This window comes from Massilia rubra (assembly GCF_011682065.1).
GTDB lineage: Bacteria > Pseudomonadota > Gammaproteobacteria > Burkholderiales > Burkholderiaceae_D > Telluria_A > Telluria_A rubra.
The window spans coordinates 143,344-160,038 of sequence record NZ_VUYU01000008.1 but is presented as its reverse complement, the minus strand read 5'-3'; the positions used below and the strand labels follow the sequence as shown (position 1 = coordinate 160,038).

The 16,695-nt window shown below is 66.8% G+C and carries 12 protein-coding genes; 1 reads left to right on the top strand and 11 read right to left on the bottom strand.

Annotated elements, in window-relative coordinates:
* Window position 1: 1 nt before the first annotated feature.
* Window positions 2–3,211: a hypothetical protein gene (locus F0185_RS14620; RefSeq protein WP_167225553.1), complete on the bottom strand. Its 3,210-nt coding sequence runs from the start codon at window positions 3,209–3,211 to the stop codon at window positions 2–4.
* A gap of 124 nt (window positions 3,212–3,335) precedes the next feature.
* On the opposite strand from F0185_RS14620, the gene F0185_RS14615 reads away from it, so the two are divergent.
* Window positions 3,336–3,593 carry a hypothetical protein gene (locus tag F0185_RS14615; protein ID WP_167225551.1) on the top strand — a complete coding sequence of 86 codons (258 nt, stop codon included), beginning with the start codon at window positions 3,336–3,338 and terminating at the stop codon, window positions 3,591–3,593.
* A gap of 67 nt (window positions 3,594–3,660) precedes the next feature.
* Here F0185_RS14615 and F0185_RS14610 read toward each other — a convergent pair whose 3' ends face one another.
* The 10 genes from F0185_RS14610 to F0185_RS14565 are packed head-to-tail and all read right to left on the bottom strand — an operon-like array spanning window position 3,661 to window position 16,693.
* Window positions 3,661–5,121 carry a lipopolysaccharide biosynthesis protein gene (locus F0185_RS14610; protein ID WP_167225549.1) on the bottom strand — a complete coding sequence of 487 codons (1,461 nt, stop codon included), beginning with the start codon at window positions 5,119–5,121 and terminating at the stop codon, window positions 3,661–3,663.
* Window positions 5,118–6,398, bottom strand: coding sequence for a glycosyltransferase family 4 protein (locus F0185_RS14605; RefSeq protein WP_167225547.1), 1,281 nt, complete (start codon window positions 6,396–6,398; stop codon window positions 5,118–5,120). The genes F0185_RS14610 and F0185_RS14605 overlap by 4 nt, the downstream gene beginning before the upstream one ends.
* A gap of 3 nt (window positions 6,399–6,401) precedes the next feature.
* Window positions 6,402–7,508 carry a glycosyltransferase family 4 protein gene (locus F0185_RS14600; protein WP_167225545.1) on the bottom strand — a complete coding sequence of 369 codons (1,107 nt, stop codon included), beginning with the start codon at window positions 7,506–7,508 and terminating at the stop codon, window positions 6,402–6,404.
* A complete protein-coding gene (locus tag F0185_RS14595; RefSeq protein WP_167225543.1) occupies window positions 7,505–8,464 on the bottom strand; it encodes a glycosyltransferase family 2 protein in 960 nt (319 codons plus the stop codon). Before F0185_RS14595 ends, F0185_RS14600 begins: the two co-directional genes overlap by 4 nt.
* Complete coding sequence (locus tag F0185_RS14590) at window positions 8,455–9,636, bottom strand: glycosyltransferase family 4 protein (RefSeq protein ID WP_167225540.1); 1,182 nt, start codon at window positions 9,634–9,636, stop codon at window positions 8,455–8,457. The genes F0185_RS14595 and F0185_RS14590 overlap by 10 nt, the downstream gene beginning before the upstream one ends.
* Window positions 9,633–10,847: a TIGR04063 family PEP-CTERM/XrtA system glycosyltransferase gene (locus F0185_RS14585; protein ID WP_167225843.1), complete on the bottom strand. Its 1,215-nt coding sequence runs from the start codon at window positions 10,845–10,847 to the stop codon at window positions 9,633–9,635. The genes F0185_RS14590 and F0185_RS14585 overlap by 4 nt, the downstream gene beginning before the upstream one ends.
* Before the next feature lie 17 nt (window positions 10,848–10,864).
* Window positions 10,865–12,769 (bottom strand): XrtA/PEP-CTERM system amidotransferase, encoded by a 1,905-nt coding sequence (locus F0185_RS14580; protein WP_167225538.1) that lies wholly within the window; start codon window positions 12,767–12,769, stop codon window positions 10,865–10,867.
* The gene (locus tag F0185_RS14575; RefSeq protein ID WP_167225536.1) at window positions 12,757–13,920 is read right to left on the bottom strand and encodes a TIGR03088 family PEP-CTERM/XrtA system glycosyltransferase; all 1,164 of its coding nucleotides are present in this window, start codon (window positions 13,918–13,920) and stop codon (window positions 12,757–12,759) included. Before F0185_RS14575 ends, F0185_RS14580 begins: the two co-directional genes overlap by 13 nt.
* The gene (xrtA, locus tag F0185_RS14570; protein WP_370664016.1) at window positions 13,917–15,476 is read right to left on the bottom strand and encodes an exosortase A; all 1,560 of its coding nucleotides are present in this window, start codon (window positions 15,474–15,476) and stop codon (window positions 13,917–13,919) included. Before xrtA ends, F0185_RS14575 begins: the two co-directional genes overlap by 4 nt.
* The gene (locus F0185_RS14565) at window positions 15,476–16,693 is read right to left on the bottom strand and encodes a TIGR03087 family PEP-CTERM/XrtA system glycosyltransferase (protein WP_167225534.1); all 1,218 of its coding nucleotides are present in this window, start codon (window positions 16,691–16,693) and stop codon (window positions 15,476–15,478) included. Before F0185_RS14565 ends, xrtA begins: the two co-directional genes overlap by 1 nt.
* Window positions 16,694–16,695: the final 2 nt, after the last annotated feature.

Below are 16,695 nucleotides of genomic sequence, written 5' to 3'. Positions count from 1 at the left end.
CTTAGGCCGAGGTACGGATGAAGAAGATGTTGTCCTTCCCGTTCGGCATGAGCATGAAACCACGCAGCGCCGCGACGTAGCGGAAGCGGTTATGCACCCCGGCCCCGGTGCTCTCGGGCGGACGGGTGCGCCCGGCCAGTTCGAACATGCTCATGTCCCAGGTATTGCCCCCGTTCGGCTTGATCACGTAGATGCGGCCGGCGCCCGCGCCCTGGCCGCAGTAAAACAGGAAGCGGTCGTTGGCCGGGTCGTAATCCATGCCGGCGTAGGTGGGCTTGTCGGCCTTGAAGCTCTCGAGCGCCGCACTCGGATTGAACGCCACCGACATCTGCGCCGTGCCGGCGAGCGGCACGCGTGAAGCGAACACCCCCAGCGCCCCGTAACCCATGCCGTCCGCCCAGTTCAGCGAAAACAGCTGGTTGCGCAGCGTGTCGTGCGCGATCGGCCAGCGGATCGTATCGTTGGTGCGCTGCGTGATCGGCTCGCTCCAGGTGCGGGTGCTGGCCGAAAAACGCGCCAGCCCGGTGCTCCAGATGTCGCCCGTGGCGCGGATCGATACCGCGCCCAGGTGCCCGGTCGGAATGTCGGCCCAGGTGCCGGGCCGGTCCCAGGTGTTCGTTTCCAGGTCGAAGCCATCGACGTTGTGGAAGGAGTGCGCATTGCCGTAGGCGCCGCGCACGCCGAAGGTCATCACCCGGTTCAACTGCGGCACGTAATGCATGGTGCTGTACAGGTGGCGCGAGGTCGGCGTGCCGTCGGCGTAATAGGCCACGTCCATCGCCGCGGGCGAGCTCTGGCTGTGGAGTAGCCGCCACACCGGCGCATTGTCGGTCAGGCGCAGCGACACCACGCGGTTGTCGGGCGAATCGAGGTGGCCGCCGGCGGCCGCGATCAGGATTTCATTGCTGCGTTCATTGAAGGCGATGCCGCTGTAGGCATGCACCGCCGAGCCGCCGGCGCCGGCGGTGCCGGCGATCTCGATCCACTCGCCCAGCCCGGTGCCGGCGAACCACGATGGATCGCCTTCCTGCGGCGTGCTTGGCACCGGCACTGGCTGGGTCGGCGCATACAGCGCCGGTTTCACGCCCCACACCGGCTTGGCGTCGAAGGCGGCGCGCAAGGCGCCCCAGTTGGTGGCGCGCGTCATGCGCTCGTACGCCTCGCGCGCGCCCGGCACCCCATGGCGCACCGCGTAGGCGATGGCCGGCACCAGGTTGCCCCACATGGCGCGCTCGCCCGGCATGTATTCGGCGGCCAGCACGCCCTCGGTCTTGCCCATCCAGACCGGCGGCGTGGCGTACGTGGCGCGGTACACCTCGGCCTCGGAGCTGTACCAGGGACCGGTGCCGTTATCGTAATCGGGCCTGGCGTCGGGCGAAATCACCATCGTGTACGGCACCGCGTTGATGTACCAGAAAGCGTCCTTGGTGCCGAGCCGGCCGACCGCGCTGCGCGCCTTCCAGGCGAAGAAGGCGCCCAGCTTGGTGCTGGCGGCCGCCGAAATCGGTAAACCCAGCGAGACCGAATAGCCAAAGGCCGCGGTGACGAAGTCCTGCTGCCATGGTGAACCCATGCGGATGGTGCCGTCATAGCCTTCGCCCGGCTTGATCCAGCCGAACGGGTTGTTCGGACGGGCCACGTAACGGCCGTGGAAGTGTTCGATATTCGCTTCCACCGAGGCGATGAATTCGGCCCGCAGCTCGCGGTCGTCGTCGGGCGTCACGCACAGGGCTTGCACGCGCGTGCGCCAGTCCCACGCGCAGCTGCGGGTCTGCCAAGCCGCGACGGCGGTCTGCACCAGGCCCAGGCTGCCGGTGCGCAGCGCGGTATTGTCGCCATTGCCGAGGTAATTGGCGGTGGCGGCAAACTGCACCTGCTCCATGAAGTAAAAGCGGCCGGTGACCAGGTAGGCCGCAAAACCGACCGAAGGGCTGTGCGCCACATCCCAGCCGGGCGGATTGCCGCCCGTGGCCACCGGGGTGTATTGGCCGTTGGTGGAGCCGCCGGTATCCTTGAAACCATGGCCGTTGCGGATGTTCAGGGTCGGATAGCTGGAAAAGCGCAGCGGGCGATTGGTGCTCTCGTCGCGGTAATGCAGGCCGTAGCGGCCGGCCGAGAAGCCGTTGCGCACCACGCCGGCGAAGGTGGCCGGGGTGTCGGCCACCAGGAACAGCACGTCATGCTGCGGCAGCAGGCCGATCGGATCCTGGTAGCCGGACGAGGCCATGCTGTCGCTGTCGTAGGTGAAGTTACCCGCCTGCAGCGGCGTGTAGCTGGCCACCAGGGCCTTGACCGCGCTTGCGTCGGCGGTCAGGCGCGCCTGGTACGACGGCACCAGTTCGCTCGCCTGCAAATAGTTCGCGTTCTGGCGCGGCACCACGCCGGGATCGGCGCCACCCCAATACGACAGGGCGGTCCCGCTGATCAAGGGGGTGCGCTGATGGTGTTTGAGGTCGATCGCGGCCGACATGCGCAAGCTGCCATTGAGCGAAAAGGTGTAGGTGGCCGCCTTGTTCGACGGCGCGGCCACGCGCAGGTAACCGTTTTCGATCCACGGCAGCACTTCGAGCGCGCCGCTGGCCCACAGGCGCACTTCCAGCCAGGCCACCAGGTGCGGGTCGCTGCCGACCGGCTTGCGGTAGATCCAGGACGACATCAGCGGACCGCTGACCCACGTCTTGAACGGGCTGTCCCAGTCGGCGCCCTGCCAGCTGACGGTGCCGAACGCGCCGCAGCCGACCGCGGCCACCGCGCCGCTGGTGCGCAGGCGCGCCGTCTCGATCGGGCTCTCGCTCGCGCCGGTCGCGAGCACGCCCAGGTTGACGGTGGTGCCGGATGGCGTGGGCAGGCTGGCCTGGCCGGAGAGCAGCGCGAATTTGAGCGAACCGTCCGGCCACACGTTCTTGACGTTGACCTGCAGGGCGCCCTGGTCCGAGCCAAGCGTGCGTCCCGCCGGCACATCGCCGCGACGGAAGGCGAAGCCCAGGCAGAACGGCGCCGAGGCCTGGCCGGTGGTGCTGACAACGGTAAACGAGGCGTTCGGAACCGGCGCGCCCGGCTGCGGCACGACCGGCGGCGTCCCCTGGTCGAAGGGACCGGAAGCGGTGGTCTGCACGCCGCTGGCGGCGGTCGAGGTGGGCGCGGCTGCGGCGCCATCGCCGCCGCCACCGCCCCCACCGCAAGCGGTGAGCGCGCCGGAGGCAACGAGCATGGTGGAGCGTCGGAGGAATATACGGCGTTGCAGATCGGTCATAATGGTTTCTTCGTAATAACAATGAAAAAAGTGCTATTAACGCGGCGTCGCTCGTTCTTTAAACAACCCCAATAGCGCGGCGATGAAATCTTTAGTTGCGGCATGGAAACAGCATTTTACCCGCATATTTCATGCGTATGAAATGACGGTTCATAAACAAAACGGGAAATATGAATATATATTTTCGTGGAATGATGGAATGGCAATGATTATTAACTTGCCGAATTGGAATAAGAATGAAGAGCCGGTCAATATTACCGCGAGTATAATATTGTGGCCGGCTTGGCATTATCGCGAGCGCAGCGCCGCTATATTAACCGGTGAGGCCGGTAATGAATAGCTTGCGGCGATCGGGATAACAATTATAGAAAACCAACGGCGCTAATATGTTTGACAATACCGGCGTCTTATTTGCCGGCGGCGCTCGCGCGGCGGGCCTGGACGATGGCCAGGAACTCGCGGTACAAGGGATGACGAAAAGCCCACAGCAGCAGCGGCCAGGCTACGCAGGTGGCGCCGGCGCAACTAAAGAAGGCCGCGTGGCCGAGCGCCTGGCCGGCCGGACGCAGCCATAGCGTGAGCGCGATCGCCGGCGCCAGGCTGAGCAGCGCGAGCATCAGGTTCATGCCCACATAGCGCAACAGGGCGCCGAAGTCGGTCGGCAGGCGGCGTTGCTTGAGCGCATACCAGTACGGCACGCTGACCAGGGCCATTACCATGAAGCCGATCGCGAAATACTGCAGGTTGCGGTAATAGAAAACCACCAGGCACAGGGCGATCGCCTTGACCGGCTGGATGATCAGTTCGGCCGTGGCCACCAGTTTCGAGTGGCCGGCCGCCAGCAGCACGGTCGGGGTCAGGTTGATCATGGCGCTGGCCGCGCCGGCCAGGCAAAAGAACGGCACCAGCGGTGCCGACTGGTCCCACTGCGGGCCGAACATCAAGCGCAGTACTTCGAGCGGAAACAGCGCGGCAAAGCCATAAAAGGTCCAGGCGATCGCGGTCACATTGGTGACGCTGACGACATATTTTTCTTCCAGGTTATCGTCATTGCGCACCGCTTTCGAAAACGCCGGATAAGCCACATTGCGCACCGCGCCCATGAAATCGCGATGAAACAGGTTCATCAAGCCCTGGGCGCGGCTGGCGATGGCCACCGCCGAAAAGCCCATGATCTTGCCGACCGCCAGATCGTTGATATCCATGGTGATCGAGGTGATCACGTTGGCCACGGTGAGCGGCCCGCCGAACTTCATGATCTCGCGCCACTTGGTCAGGGCGGGACGCAGCAGGCGGCCGGCCGCGCCCACGTGCCAGATGCCGGCGGCGATGATCGCGTTGTTCAACACCGCGCCGAAGGCCAGCGCGTACGCGCCCGCGCCCTGCCACGCCATGAGCAGGGTGGCGATGGTCGAGAGCACGGCCGCCGACAGGTTGATCCGCATCACCGACTGGAAATTGAGTTCCCGCCGCAGCAGCGCCAGGCACACCGAATTGAAGGGCAGGATCAGGAAATTGAGCGCGACGATGCGGGCGATGGTGGTCAGGCTCTCTTCATGATAAAAGGCGCCGATCAGCGGCGCGCACAGTTGAATCAGCAAAAACAGGCTGCAACCGAGGATCAGGGCCAGGCCCCAGGCGCTGGCGATGTATTCGCCGGTGAGCTCCTTTTTCTGGATCAGAAAATTCACCAGCCCGAAATCGCGGATGACCTGCGTGACGCTGATGATTGCCAGCGCCACCGAAAACAGGCCGACCTGCTTGGGCGTGAGCAAACGCGCCAGCAGCACGAACGACACCAGGTTCAGGGCGATGCCGAGATAACTCTCGAGGAAGGAAAACACCATGGCGCGCCGCACGGTGCTCATGCGGCGCTCCGTGGGTGCCGCACGATGGCGCCAAGGGCCAGCGCCAGCTTGCCGGTCAGGCTGGCGCGCGTGTACATCGCCAGTTCGCTCGGAATGCGCTTTGAAAAAATCGCGCCCGGGCCGTCCTGGCACAGGGTGGCGAGGATGTCGGCCAGTGCGGCCACATCGCCCGGATCGGCGCGCCGCGCTCCGCCCACCTGGGTGAGCGTCTTGGCCACTTCGCTGACCGGCTGCGCCGACGCCAGGATCGGGCGCCCGCTGCCCAGGTATTCGAACAGCTTGCCCGGCATGCTGGCGTGCTCGTAGACGCCTTTCGAAACCGGCAGGTACAAGACGCTGGCGCCCGACATCAGCGCGGTTGCCTCGGCATGCGGCACGCGCCCGCGTTCCTCGACGATGTCGTCGATGCCGTACTCGCGCGCGGGACCGGGCGCGTAGCCGGCCACCACGATTGTCAAGCGCGCCAGCTTGGGCGTGCCGCGCTCCTTGAGCAGCCGCACCGCCGCATACAGGTCGTCCGGGCCGTAGCCGGGGCGCCATACGCCGGTGTAGACGATGCGCATGCGCTCATCGGCCGGCGCCGGCGCGGCCGGTGGAAAGTCGTCTTCATCGAAGCCGTTGGTGATGAAAAAGCGGTTCTTCGGCAGCAGCGCTTGCGGCAGCAGGCCCAGGAACGATTCGGTGGTGGCGATCACGCCGGACGCCGCGCGCAGCACGCGCCGCTCCAGGCCCGGGTTCAGGCGCCGTTGCAGCCAGCTGGTCTTGTCCCACGCCACCTCGGCCGGCTTCCACAGGTCGCGATAATCGACCACGAACGGCACGCCGCTGCGGCGGCTGACTTTTTCGGCGACCAAAAAGGAGGACCACGGCCAGCCGGTGGCGTAGATGGCGTCGAACGGCTCCTGCGCATGCAGGCGCAGCGCATGCTCCACCGCCATCGGAATCCAGCTGGCGCATTCGTCCGGCACGTTCCACAGGCGGCGCACGCGCCACTCGAGGGCGCCGGCCAGGCGTTGCGGGTCGACCACGGCGGCGAATCTTGCCGCGAACCTGGGCGCCATGTGGCGCGTCCACAAGGGCGCGCGTTCGATGCGGGTGCCGGGACGCACTTCGTCCAGCAGCGAGGGGTCGCAGTGCTGGGGGTCGGGGCTGTCGACCGTCAGCACGGTCGGGGTCCAGCCATGATCGGGCAAATGGTTGACGAATTCGAGACTGCGGCGCGTCCCCGAATTGAAAATCGGCGGATACAGATAGGCGATGACCAGCACTTTCTTCATCGATCAGCCACGCACTTTGCGATACACCGCCAGGTGGCTGGCGAAACTCTCGGACCAGGCGAACTTGCGCACCCATGTCGCGGCGGCGGCCACCATCGGCGCGCGCTGCTCGCCCAGCGTGCCGGCCCGGTCCAGCGCCGCGACCCAGGCGTCCAGGTCGTGCGGCGGCACCACCATCGCCAGCGGGCCAATCAACTCCTTCAGGCTGCCCAAGGCGCTGAAAATGACCGGCACCCCGGCCGCCTGCGCCTCCAGCGCGGGAAAGCCGAAGCCTTCGTACAGGGTCGGGTACAGCACCGCCTGGGCGCCGCGATACAAGGCGCGCAGTTCGGCGTCGGACAGGAATTCGGCGAACAGCACGCGGCCCTGCAAATGGGGCGGCAGTTCGGCCAGGGCGGTGCGGCGGGCGGCGGCGCCGAAGCCGCAGATGACCAGTTTCAGGTCCTTCTGGGCGCTGGCGGCGATCACCTCCATCGCCCACTCGGGGCGCTTGCGCTTCATCGGCCCGCCCAGGTAGACGGCATACGGCGACGTGCCGATTCTCTGCGCCAGATCCGCATGCATCGCGCTCTGTTCATTGGTGAAGTAGGCTTCGTCGATCCCGTGCGGGATCACCGTCAGCTTCGGTTCCAGCCAGGGCCAGCGCGCCAGGATGTCGGTGCGCGAGCATTCGCTGATGGTGATCACGTGCGCGCATTTTCTCAACGCCGCCGGGATCGTGTGGTCCCAGTACAGGCGCGCGCCGAGCGTGTCGGCCCGTTCTTCCCACGCCAGCGTGTCGTGCACCGTTACCACCGTCGGTTTCGGCTGCCACAGCGACAAGGCGCCCTCGGTCGCGTGCAGCAGGTCGATATCGAGCTTGCGCAGGCGCAGCGGCAGGCCGAGCTGCTCCCAGGCGCGGAAACGGTCGCCGCGAAAGGTGAACACATCGGTTTCCAGGTTGGCGCCGGGCGGCGTGACCATGCCGTGGCGGTCGTCGTCGCCGAACAGGCGCCAGTGCATCTCGGGATGCTCCTTCGAGTGGCTGAGCAGCTCGAACACGTACTTGCCCATGCCGCGAATATGTTCGGTGTTCAGGCAGCGCGCCACCAGTCCGATATTGAGTGTCATGCTTTTTCCTTTGATGGCGACAGCGCCTTCAGGCCCGTCTTGACCAGCACTTTCCACCCTGGCATGTGGGTGGGGTCGGAGCGCAGCGCGGCGAAGGCGGCGCGCCGCGCCTGGCCCAGGTTGCGCGCGGCCAGGTGCGCGCCGGCGAAGTCGCTCCAGCTCTTGGCCAGCATGCGCCGTACCGCCTGGGCGTCGCCGCTGCGCCCGTCGGGCGACGCCAGGCCCCAGCGGCCGAGCGCCTGGCCGATCACGCGCGCGCGGTAGTTTTCGGCCGGCGTGGCGCGGGTGATGCTGGCAGGGTGAATCCGGTACAGGGCGTACGGCCGCGCCACGCGGACAATCGGCGTGATGCGCGAGGCGCGCAGCCACAGGTCGTAATCTTCGCCCAGGCGCAGGCTGGTGTCGAAACCGTTCAATTCGGCCAGCAAGGTACGCTGCATCAGCACGGTCGAGGTCCACACCACGCAGTCGAGCAGCAGTTGCGGATAGATCCAGCCGGTCGCGCCACGCCAAAGCGCGGCATCCACCGCTTCCTCTTGCAGGCGCGCCAGGTAGTCCTGCGCCGGCTGCGGCACGTCGCTCGGCCACACCTTCCACGCGGTGTAGCACATGCGGCATTCGGGCAACGCCGCCATCTGCGCCAGCTGGGCGGCCAGCTTACCGGGCAGCCAGATGTCGTCGGCGTCAATAAACGCGATCCACTCGCCGCGCGCCGCCGCGATTCCCGTATTGCGCGCCGCCGCCACGCCGGCATTGGCTTGCTCGATGATGCGCACCGCCGGAAAACCCTTGCGCACCAGCGCCACCGACTCGTCGCGCGAGCCGTCGTCGACGACGATGATCTCAAGCGCGATGTCTTTTTGCGCCAGCACCGAGGCGATGGTCGCGCCGATGTAGCGCTGCGCGTTGTAGCAGGGGATGATGACCGAAATGAGCGGGGTGCTTGTCAACGGCATGGCGGTTTCCCCACGATCGCGTTAAAGAGTTTCAGCTGGCCGGCGGTGGTGCTGTCCCAGCTGAACTGTTCGGCGTAGCGGCGCGTGTCGTCGTGCGCCGGATAATCGGCGCGCAGCGCGTTGACGGCGTCGGCCACGCCCTGGCGGCTGCGCTCGACCATCAGCACGCCGGCGGCTGGCGCCGCCACCACTTCCGGCGTGCCCCATACGCGGGACGCCACCACGGGCGTACCGCAGGCCATCGATTCGAGCAGCACGTTGGCCCAGCCTTCGCGGCTCGACGCCAGCACCAGCGCGTCGGCGGCGCCGTAATAGCGCGGCAGCTCGGGCTGCGGCACCGCGCCCAAAAAGCGCACGCGCTCTTCGACCTTCAATTCGCGCGCCAGCGCCTGCAAGCGTGGCAGTTCCACGCCGCTGCCGGCGATCAGCAGGGTCACGCCAGGGAGCAGCGGCAGCGCGCCGATGGCCAGGTCGTGGCCCTTGAGCTCCACCAGGTGCCCGACCGAGAGCAAGGTAAAGCCATCGAGCCCGAGCTCGCGGCGCAGGCCCGCGCGATCGCCCTGCCGGAAGCGCTGCAAGTCGACGCCGTTGCGCAGCGGCGTGATGGTCGCCGGGTCGGCGCCCAGTTGCACCAGCTCCGTCTTGAGCGCGTCGCACACGGTGATGACGGCGGCGGCGTTGGCGGCGGCCCACTGGATCATCTTGCGCGGTTTGGCAAAATTGGGAATCAGGCTGATGTCCGAACCGCGCGCGGTGATCACCACCGGCTTGTTGAAATGCTTGCCCAGCTTGACCGCCGCCACGCCGTCGGGATAGAAATAGTGGGCGTCGATCAGGTCGAAGTCAAATCCCTCGTCCAGCATGCGGCCCACCGTGGCCCTGGCGGCGTTGGCCAGCAGCGCCGGCGAAAAATTCATGCCGATCTTCGGGATCACCGGATAACGCGGGTGCAGCACCGGCAGGCCGAAGCGCTCTTCACTGGCGGGCACGCGCGCAAAGTCGCCGTACTGGCCGAAACGCTTGCCCGTGAACGGAAACCACGGCACCGGCGCGACCACGCGCGCCTCCACCTGGCCGCTGGCGACCAGGTGGCGCAGGCGCGTCTCGACAAAAATGGCGTGGTTCGGCTTGACCTGGTTCGGGAACAGCGTCGTGAAGGTCAGGATTTTCATTGGTCGCCGGCGCGCTTGAGCGAGCCATACACCTTTTGGTAGCGCGCCACGCTGGCGGCCCAGGTGCGTTCGCGCTCGACGAATGCGCGGCCGTTGGCGCGCAGCGCGGCCCAGCGTTCCGGCGCGGCCAGGAGATCGAGCACCTTGTGCGCCAGCGCGGCCGGATCGCCCGCGGCGAACAGCACGCCGGTGCGGCCATCGTCGATCAGTTCGCGGTGGCCGCCCACGTCGGAGGCGGCCAGCAGGCGGCCCTGGGCCATCGCTTCGAGCGGCTTCAGGGGCGTGACCAGGTCGGTCAGGCGCATCTTCAGGCGCGGGTAGACCAGCACGTCGACCAGGTTGTAATAGCGCTGCACCTGGTCGTGCGGCACGCGGCCGGTAAAGATCACCTGCTCCGCCACGTTCAACTGTTGCGCCAGCGCCTTGAGCGCCGCGTCCTGCGGGCCGCCGCCGACCAGCAGCACGCGGATGGCGGGGTTCACCGCCAGCATGGCCGGCAAGGCGCGCAGCAGCACGTCCAGGCCTTCGTAGGCGTAGAACGAGCCGATGAAGCCGAGCACCGACTTGCCATCGAGGTGCAGGCGCAAGGCCAGCGACTCGTCGCGCGCGCCATCGACGCTGAAGTCGGCCACGTCGACCGCGTTCGGGATGACGGTGATCTTGTCGGCCGGGATGCCGCGCCCGACGATTTCGGCGCGCAAGCCTTCGCAGATGGTGGTGGCGGCGTCCACCCGTTTGAGCGCATACGTTTCCAGCGCGCGCGTCATGCGGTAGCGCAGGCCCCATTCGCGGCTGGTGCCATGATCGACGGCGGCATCTTCCCAGAAGGCGCGGATTTCGTACACCACCGGGATGCCGAGGCGGCGCCCCACGCGCAGCGCGGCCACGGCGTTCAGGGCCGGCGAATGCGCGTGCAGCACGTCGGGCTTGACTTCGAGGGCGACGTTGAGCAGGCGGTCTTCCAGCACGTCGATGACGGCGACCTGGTTGAACACCGGCAGGCGCGAGAGCGGGCCGCCGGCGGCCGCGGTGCGGTAGAAATCGAGGCCGTCGACGTGCTCGAAGGCCGCCTGGGTCATCCCCTGTTTGGGACTGGTGACGTGAAAGGTCTGCCAGCCCAGGATGCGCTGTTCGTTGAGGATTGCGCGCGTGCGGAAGGTGTAGCCGCTGTGCAGCGGAATCGAGTGATCGAGCACGTGCAGGATGCGCAATGGTGCGCCCTCCAACGTCATGCCCCCGCTCCCAGCAATTCCTTGCGCAGGAAGGCTTCGAACATCAGCAGGGTCCAGATCGGGGCGCTGTAGTCGCGCCGGCCCGACTCGTGCTGCTCGACCATCTCGGTCAGGTAGTCGATGTTGAAGATGCCGGTTTCCTTGAGCGTGTCGCCAAGGAGCGAATCGCGCACGCGCTGGCGCAGCGGGCCACGGAACCAGCCGGCCAGCGGCACCGCGAAGCCCATCTTCTTGCGGTACAAAATATCGTTGGGCAGGTACTGCTCCAGGCTTTTCTTGAAGATGTACTTGCCTTCGCTGCCGCGCAGCTTCATCTCGGGCGGCAGGCCCGAAATCCACTCCACCAGCTTGTGGTCCAGCAGCGGCACGCGCACTTCGAGCGCGTGCGCCATGCTGGCGCGATCGACCTTGGTGAGAATATCGCCCGGCAGGTAGGTTTTCATGTCGAGGTACTGGATCATCGACAGCGGATCGTCGGTGGGCGACTTGGCAGCGTGGCCTTTCATCACGTCGATCGCGCGGTAGCCCTGCAACCGGGTGCGGAACGCGGGCGTAAAGAGCTGCGCGCGCATGGCGTCGGACATGATCGACACGCCGTGAAAATAGCCTTCGACCAGGTCGCGCGAGAGCGCCTCGAAGGTTGTCTTGGCGCGGAACATGCGCGGCGCCCAGTCGGCCTTGGGATAGTATTTTCCGAGCGGCCCGAAGACCAGCTTGCGCAGGCCGGTCGGCAGGCGCGAACGCACGCTGTCTTCGGCCATGGCGTAGCGGTAGCGGCGGTAGCCGGCCAGGTTCTCGTCGCCGCCGTCGCCAGACAAGGCCACCGTCACGCGTTTGCGCGCCAACTGGCACACGCGATAGGTGGGAATGGCCGAACTGTCGGCATACGGCTCGTCGTACAGGTCGGCCAGGGTGTCGAGCAGCGCGTAGTCGTCGGTGTCCACCGTTTCGGTGTGGTGATGGGTCTTGTACTGGCGCGCCACCTGTTCGGCGTATTCCGATTCGTCGAAGGCCTTGTCGTTGAACGCGATCGAGCAGGTGTTGACCGGGTCCTTCATCAGGCCGGCCATCATGGCCACGATGGCGCTCGAATCGACGCCGCCCGACAAGAACGCGCCGAGCGGCACTTCGGCCTTGAGGCGGATCTTGACCGCTTCGCGCAGGCGCTCCACCAGCTCGCCCTCGGCGTCGGCCTGGGTCATGGCGCCGTGCAGCTTGAACGGCACGTCCCAGAACTGGCGCGGCTGCGGGATCGGCTGGTTGATGGTAACAAGCAGGCAAAAGCCCGGCGACAGCTTCAGGGCGCCGCTGTAGATGGTTTTCGGTTCCGGCACGTAGCCGTAGGCGAAATAATCTTCGACCGCGCGCGGGTCGATGGCGCGCGGCAGGCCAGGGTGCGCGCGCAGGGACTTGAGCTCGGAACCGAAGATGAACATCCCGTCCGGCAGCACGGCGTAATAGAACGGCTTGACCCCGAGGCGGTCGCGCGCCATGAACATGGTCTGCTTGACCCGGTCCCACACGGCGATGGCGAACATGCCGCGAAAGTGCTGCACGCAGTCCTCGCCCCAGGCCGACCAGGCATGCACGATGGTTTCGGTGTCGCTCTTGGTGCGGAACACGTAGCCGAGCTTTTGCAGTTCCTCGGTCAGCTCCGGGTAGTTGTAGATTTCGCCGTTGAAGACCACGCCGACATTGCCTTCGGCGTTGAACATCGGCTGCTGGCCGCTCAGGATGTCGATCACCGACAGGCGCCGGTGGCCGAAGCCGACCCCGGGCTCGGTGTACACGTCGCCTTCGTCCGGACCGCGATGGTGCTGGGTTTCGTTCATGCGCTTGACCAGCGCCGGGTCGATCTCGCGCGCACCGCGCGTATCAAAAATGCCGACTATTCCACACATGATTTCGCACTCTTCCTGAATTGTTTTTTATGTTCGCACAAGGCGTCGTACAAAGATTCGTAAGCGGCCACCATGGCGGCCATGTTGTAGTGGCGCTCGACCCGCGCGCGCCCGGCCGCGCCGTGTTGCAGCCGCATTGCGGCATCAAACGCGTAGCGTTCCAGCGCGGCGGCCATGGCGGGGGCGTCGGACGGCGGCACCAGGATGCCCGTCACGCCGTCGGCGACCACTTCGGGCACGCCACCGACGCGCGTGCCCACCACCGGCAGGCTGCTGGCCATCGCTTCCAGGGCCGAACCGGGCGTGCCTTCGGCAATCGAGGACAGCGCGAAAACGTCGAAGCCGCGCAAAATATCGGCAACATCAAGGCGCGCGCCGGGCAGCCAGACCAGGTGCGCCACGCCGGCCTGTTCGGCCTGCGCCTGCAAGGCTGCCAGCAGCGGACCGCCGCCGACGATCGCCAGGCGCACCTGCGGCAGGCGCGCATGCAGCAGCACGAAGGCGCGCAGCAAGGTCGCGTGGTCCTTCACGTCCTGGATGCGGCCGACGGTGCCGATGACGATGGTCTCAGGCCCGAAATGCCGCGCCACGCTGCCCTGCGGGGTGAATTTGTCGGCGTCGATGCCGTTCGACAGCAGCCGGCTCTTGTTCCCGGCCACGCCGATGACGGTGCGGTTCCAGGCCAGCATGTCAGCCGAATTGGCGTAGCAGCAGTCGTAGAAGGGCAGCATCAGGCGGCGCAGCAGATTGTGCTTGCGGTTGCGCCCTTGCGGGTCGCCCGCGTCGCGCCCGTGCAAGCCGTTGATGCGCACCGGGACGCCGGCCAGCAAAGCCGCCGGGGCGTATTCGACCGCCGACAGGTTGTAGGTGTGCAGGATGGTCGGGCGCAGGCGGCGCAGCAGTGTGAACAGGGCCGCGTGGGTGCCAAGCGACAAACCGGGCTGCTTGTGCAGCGCGAACAGCTGCACGCCCGGCTTGGTGATCTTGTCGGCGAAGGCGGTGTAGTCGGTCAGGCACACCACCGCGTGACGGTAATGCGCGGCCGGCATGCGGTTGATGCGCTCGACGAGCAAGGTCTCCAGGCCGCCGAAATCGAGCCGGTAGATCAGGTGGACGACCAGCGGTGGTGTGTTGTTCGCCTGCGCGGTCATCTGGTCCCCGTATTGGCGGCCAGCGCGGCCTCGATGGCGGCCAGGTCGCCCTTGAGGAAGGCGCGCATCGCCACCCGCGCCGGCTCCGGATTCTCGTCGTAGTGGGCGAACACCATCACGGCGGCGCCGTCGTCGCTGGCGTGCAGCAGCTTCTGGCGGATTTGCAGCAGTTTGCCGACGTAGTCGTTGCTGGTGGTGCTGCCGTCGATCCAGTACCAGTGCCACACCAGCATCTTGCCGCCCGGGCCGGACATGTCGCTCTCGCGCAGGCGCAAGCCGCGCGTGCCGACGGCTTCATCGCGGACAATGGTGCTGACGGTGCGCCACACAGGGGCCTCGACCGGCGACAGGCGGTTGGTGGTGGTAATGAGCTTCGTGCCTGGCGGCGGCTTGCGGTAGTACAGCAGCTTGACGCCGACCGGCTGGCCATCGGCCGTGTGGAACTGCTGCAGTTCGGCGCTCGCTTTCGGGAAGGCCGGAGTCCAGTCGACGAACGCGGGGCCGCGCGGCGCGCTTGCGACCACCTCGTTCAGCACCACCGGCGCGGGCGCCGCTGCGGTTTTCTCGAGGTAGTACTGGTAGGCGGGCCAGAGGCCGACGCAGGCGACGATCGCCAGCGCGGCCGGCAGCAGTTTTGCCATGGGCGCCGGCGGCGCATCCGGCAGTGCCGGCGCGGCCTCCACCACGACGGCGGACGCGGTAGCCGGCGCGGTGTCTTCGCGCCAGATCGCGCCGATCCAGAACAGCAGGAACATCACGATGCCGAAAAAGATCCAGCCGTAGATCAGGTGATCGACGCCGACCGCCAGGGTCATGCCGCTCAGGTGGCCGATCATCACGATCAGGTAGGCGCGCGCGCCGTTGGCGAAAATCGGCACGATGATCGAGGCGACGATGAACAGCGCGCGGCGCCAGGTGGTGCGGTAGGTCAGGTAGGCGTACAGGGAACCGAGCGTCACCGACGAAATCAGGTAGCGCACGCCGCTGCACGCTTCCACCACCGACCAGTTGCCGCTCGGGATACTGAAGTTGTTCCCTTCGCGGAAAACCGGAATGCCGGTGGCGATCAGCGCGTCGACCGTGAAGTTGGCGGTCATGCCGATCAGCGGTTCGATGAAGACGTCGCCGAACGGCACCGCGAACAACAGAAACCCCAATGGAAACGCCAGGCTGCGCGCGATCGGCAGGCCGAGGATCGCCAGCGCCGACAAGGGCAGCATGGCTACGAACGCGTAATGGCGCACGATCTGCACGTCGCCCATTTCGCCCAGCAGCCAGGCCGCGCCGCAGGCGGCCAGCATCGGCAGGGCCGGCCACCATGGCGCTACCTGCATGCTGCGCAGCAGGTCGCGCCGGCCCCAGATCAGCCACAGGCTGATCGGCAGGATCACGTAGCCGTGCGCGAAGGTGCCGGAACTGTCCCAGATGTTGACGATCGAGGCCGCCGTCCGGAAGTAGGCCAGCAGGGGAAACAGCAGCACGGCGCCGATCAGGAGCGCCTGCAGCGCATACGATCGGGCCGGGCGCGCCGGGTTGAGGGTCAGGCCTTGTTCCACTATGCGCTTTCGACGGACATCTGTTCCAGCAGGGAGACAACCGGCGCCAGGTTGCTGGTCCAGCCGTAGCGGGTTTCGACCACGTGGCGCGCGCAGGCGCCCATCTCCGGGCGCGGCGCGCCCAAGGCCTGGTCGATGGCGGCGGCGAACTGCGGCGCATCGTGCGCCAGCAGCAGGTCGCGTCCCGGCTCGGCGGCGATGCCTTCCAGCGCTTGCGGCGAGACCACCACCGTTTTGGCCATCGACATGGCTTCGAGCACCTTGTTCTGGATGCCGCGCGCGATGCGCAGCGGCGCCACGCACAGCGCGGCGTGGGCCACGAACGGGCGCACGTCGGGCACGGTGCCGGTGACGGTCACGCCGGGCAGCGCCGCCAGTTGCAGCACCTCGGCCGACGGACGCGCGCCGACGATGACAAATTGCGCCGCCGGATGGCGCGCCAGCACCGCTGGAAAAATCTCGCGCGCGAACCAGCTGACCGCGTCCACGTTGGGCCAGTAATCCATGGCGCCGCAAAACACCAGCGCCTGCTGGCCGGCCACGAACGGATTCGGGTAATCGACCTGCGCGGCCTGCGGCGTGAAGTAGTCGGTATCGACGCCGTTATTGAAAAAGCCGGTGCGCTCGGCGCTTTCGGGCGCGAGCTGGCGGAACAGCGCCGCTTCCGGCGCCGACACGAACAGCGCGGCGGCGCTGTCGAGGGCCACCTTGCGCTCGTAGCGCAGCAACTGGCGCGCCTCGTGCGCGTACAGCATGCTCATGGGCCAGGACTTTTGCGCGGCGTACTGGCGCCACTTGTCCGAATCGACATCGCAAAAGTCGACCACGCGGCGCGCTTGGCGGTACGGCTCCGCATACTGCGCCATGGCCGACGAAAACACCAGGATGCGTTCGATCTTGTTGGCGGCCATGGTGCGGCCGACCCAGTCGCGCAGGCCCTTGTCGCGGTAGTAGTCGAGCGAGAGCGAGCGGTTGGCCAGCAGCGCGCCCAGGCTGCGCACGCGCGCCCTGGTCGGATCGAGCCGGGCGAAGTGGCTCGACGCGCACAGGGCCTGCACGCGCGGCAGGTGCTGCCAGTCGTCGGCGTCGTCCACAAACGTCGCCAGGTGCACCTTGTAGTGGCGCGCCAGGTGCTTAAGCAGGTGATACGAACGGATCTTGTCGCCCTTGTTGGGCGGGTAGGGAATCCGGTGGATCAGCAGCAGCAGGTCGTCCACGC

What these genes read in the sequence shown, in the direction of transcription:
- F0185_RS14590 (WP_167225540.1), bottom strand. Translation starts at nt 9,636, where the DNA reads ATGAAAATCCTGACCTTCACGACGCTGTTCCCGAACCAGGTCAAGCCG.
- F0185_RS14575 (WP_167225536.1), bottom strand. Translation starts at nt 13,920, where the DNA reads ATGACCGCGCAGGCGAACAACACACCACCGCTGGTCGTCCACCTGATC.
- F0185_RS14610 (WP_167225549.1), bottom strand. Translation starts at nt 5,121, where the DNA reads ATGAGCACCGTGCGGCGCGCCATGGTGTTTTCCTTCCTCGAGAGTTAT.
- F0185_RS14615 (WP_167225551.1), top strand. Translation starts at nt 3,336, where the DNA reads ATGAAATCTTTAGTTGCGGCATGGAAACAGCATTTTACCCGCATATTT.
- F0185_RS14605 (WP_167225547.1), bottom strand. Translation starts at nt 6,398, where the DNA reads ATGAAGAAAGTGCTGGTCATCGCCTATCTGTATCCGCCGATTTTCAAT.
- F0185_RS14620 (WP_167225553.1), bottom strand. Translation starts at nt 3,211, where the DNA reads ATGCTCGTTGCCTCCGGCGCGCTCACCGCTTGCGGTGGGGGCGGTGGC.
- F0185_RS14600 (WP_167225545.1), bottom strand. Translation starts at nt 7,508, where the DNA reads ATGACACTCAATATCGGACTGGTGGCGCGCTGCCTGAACACCGAACAT.
- F0185_RS14580 (WP_167225538.1), bottom strand. Translation starts at nt 12,769, where the DNA reads ATGTGTGGAATAGTCGGCATTTTTGATACGCGCGGTGCGCGCGAGATC.
- F0185_RS14595 (WP_167225543.1), bottom strand. Translation starts at nt 8,464, where the DNA reads ATGCCGTTGACAAGCACCCCGCTCATTTCGGTCATCATCCCCTGCTAC.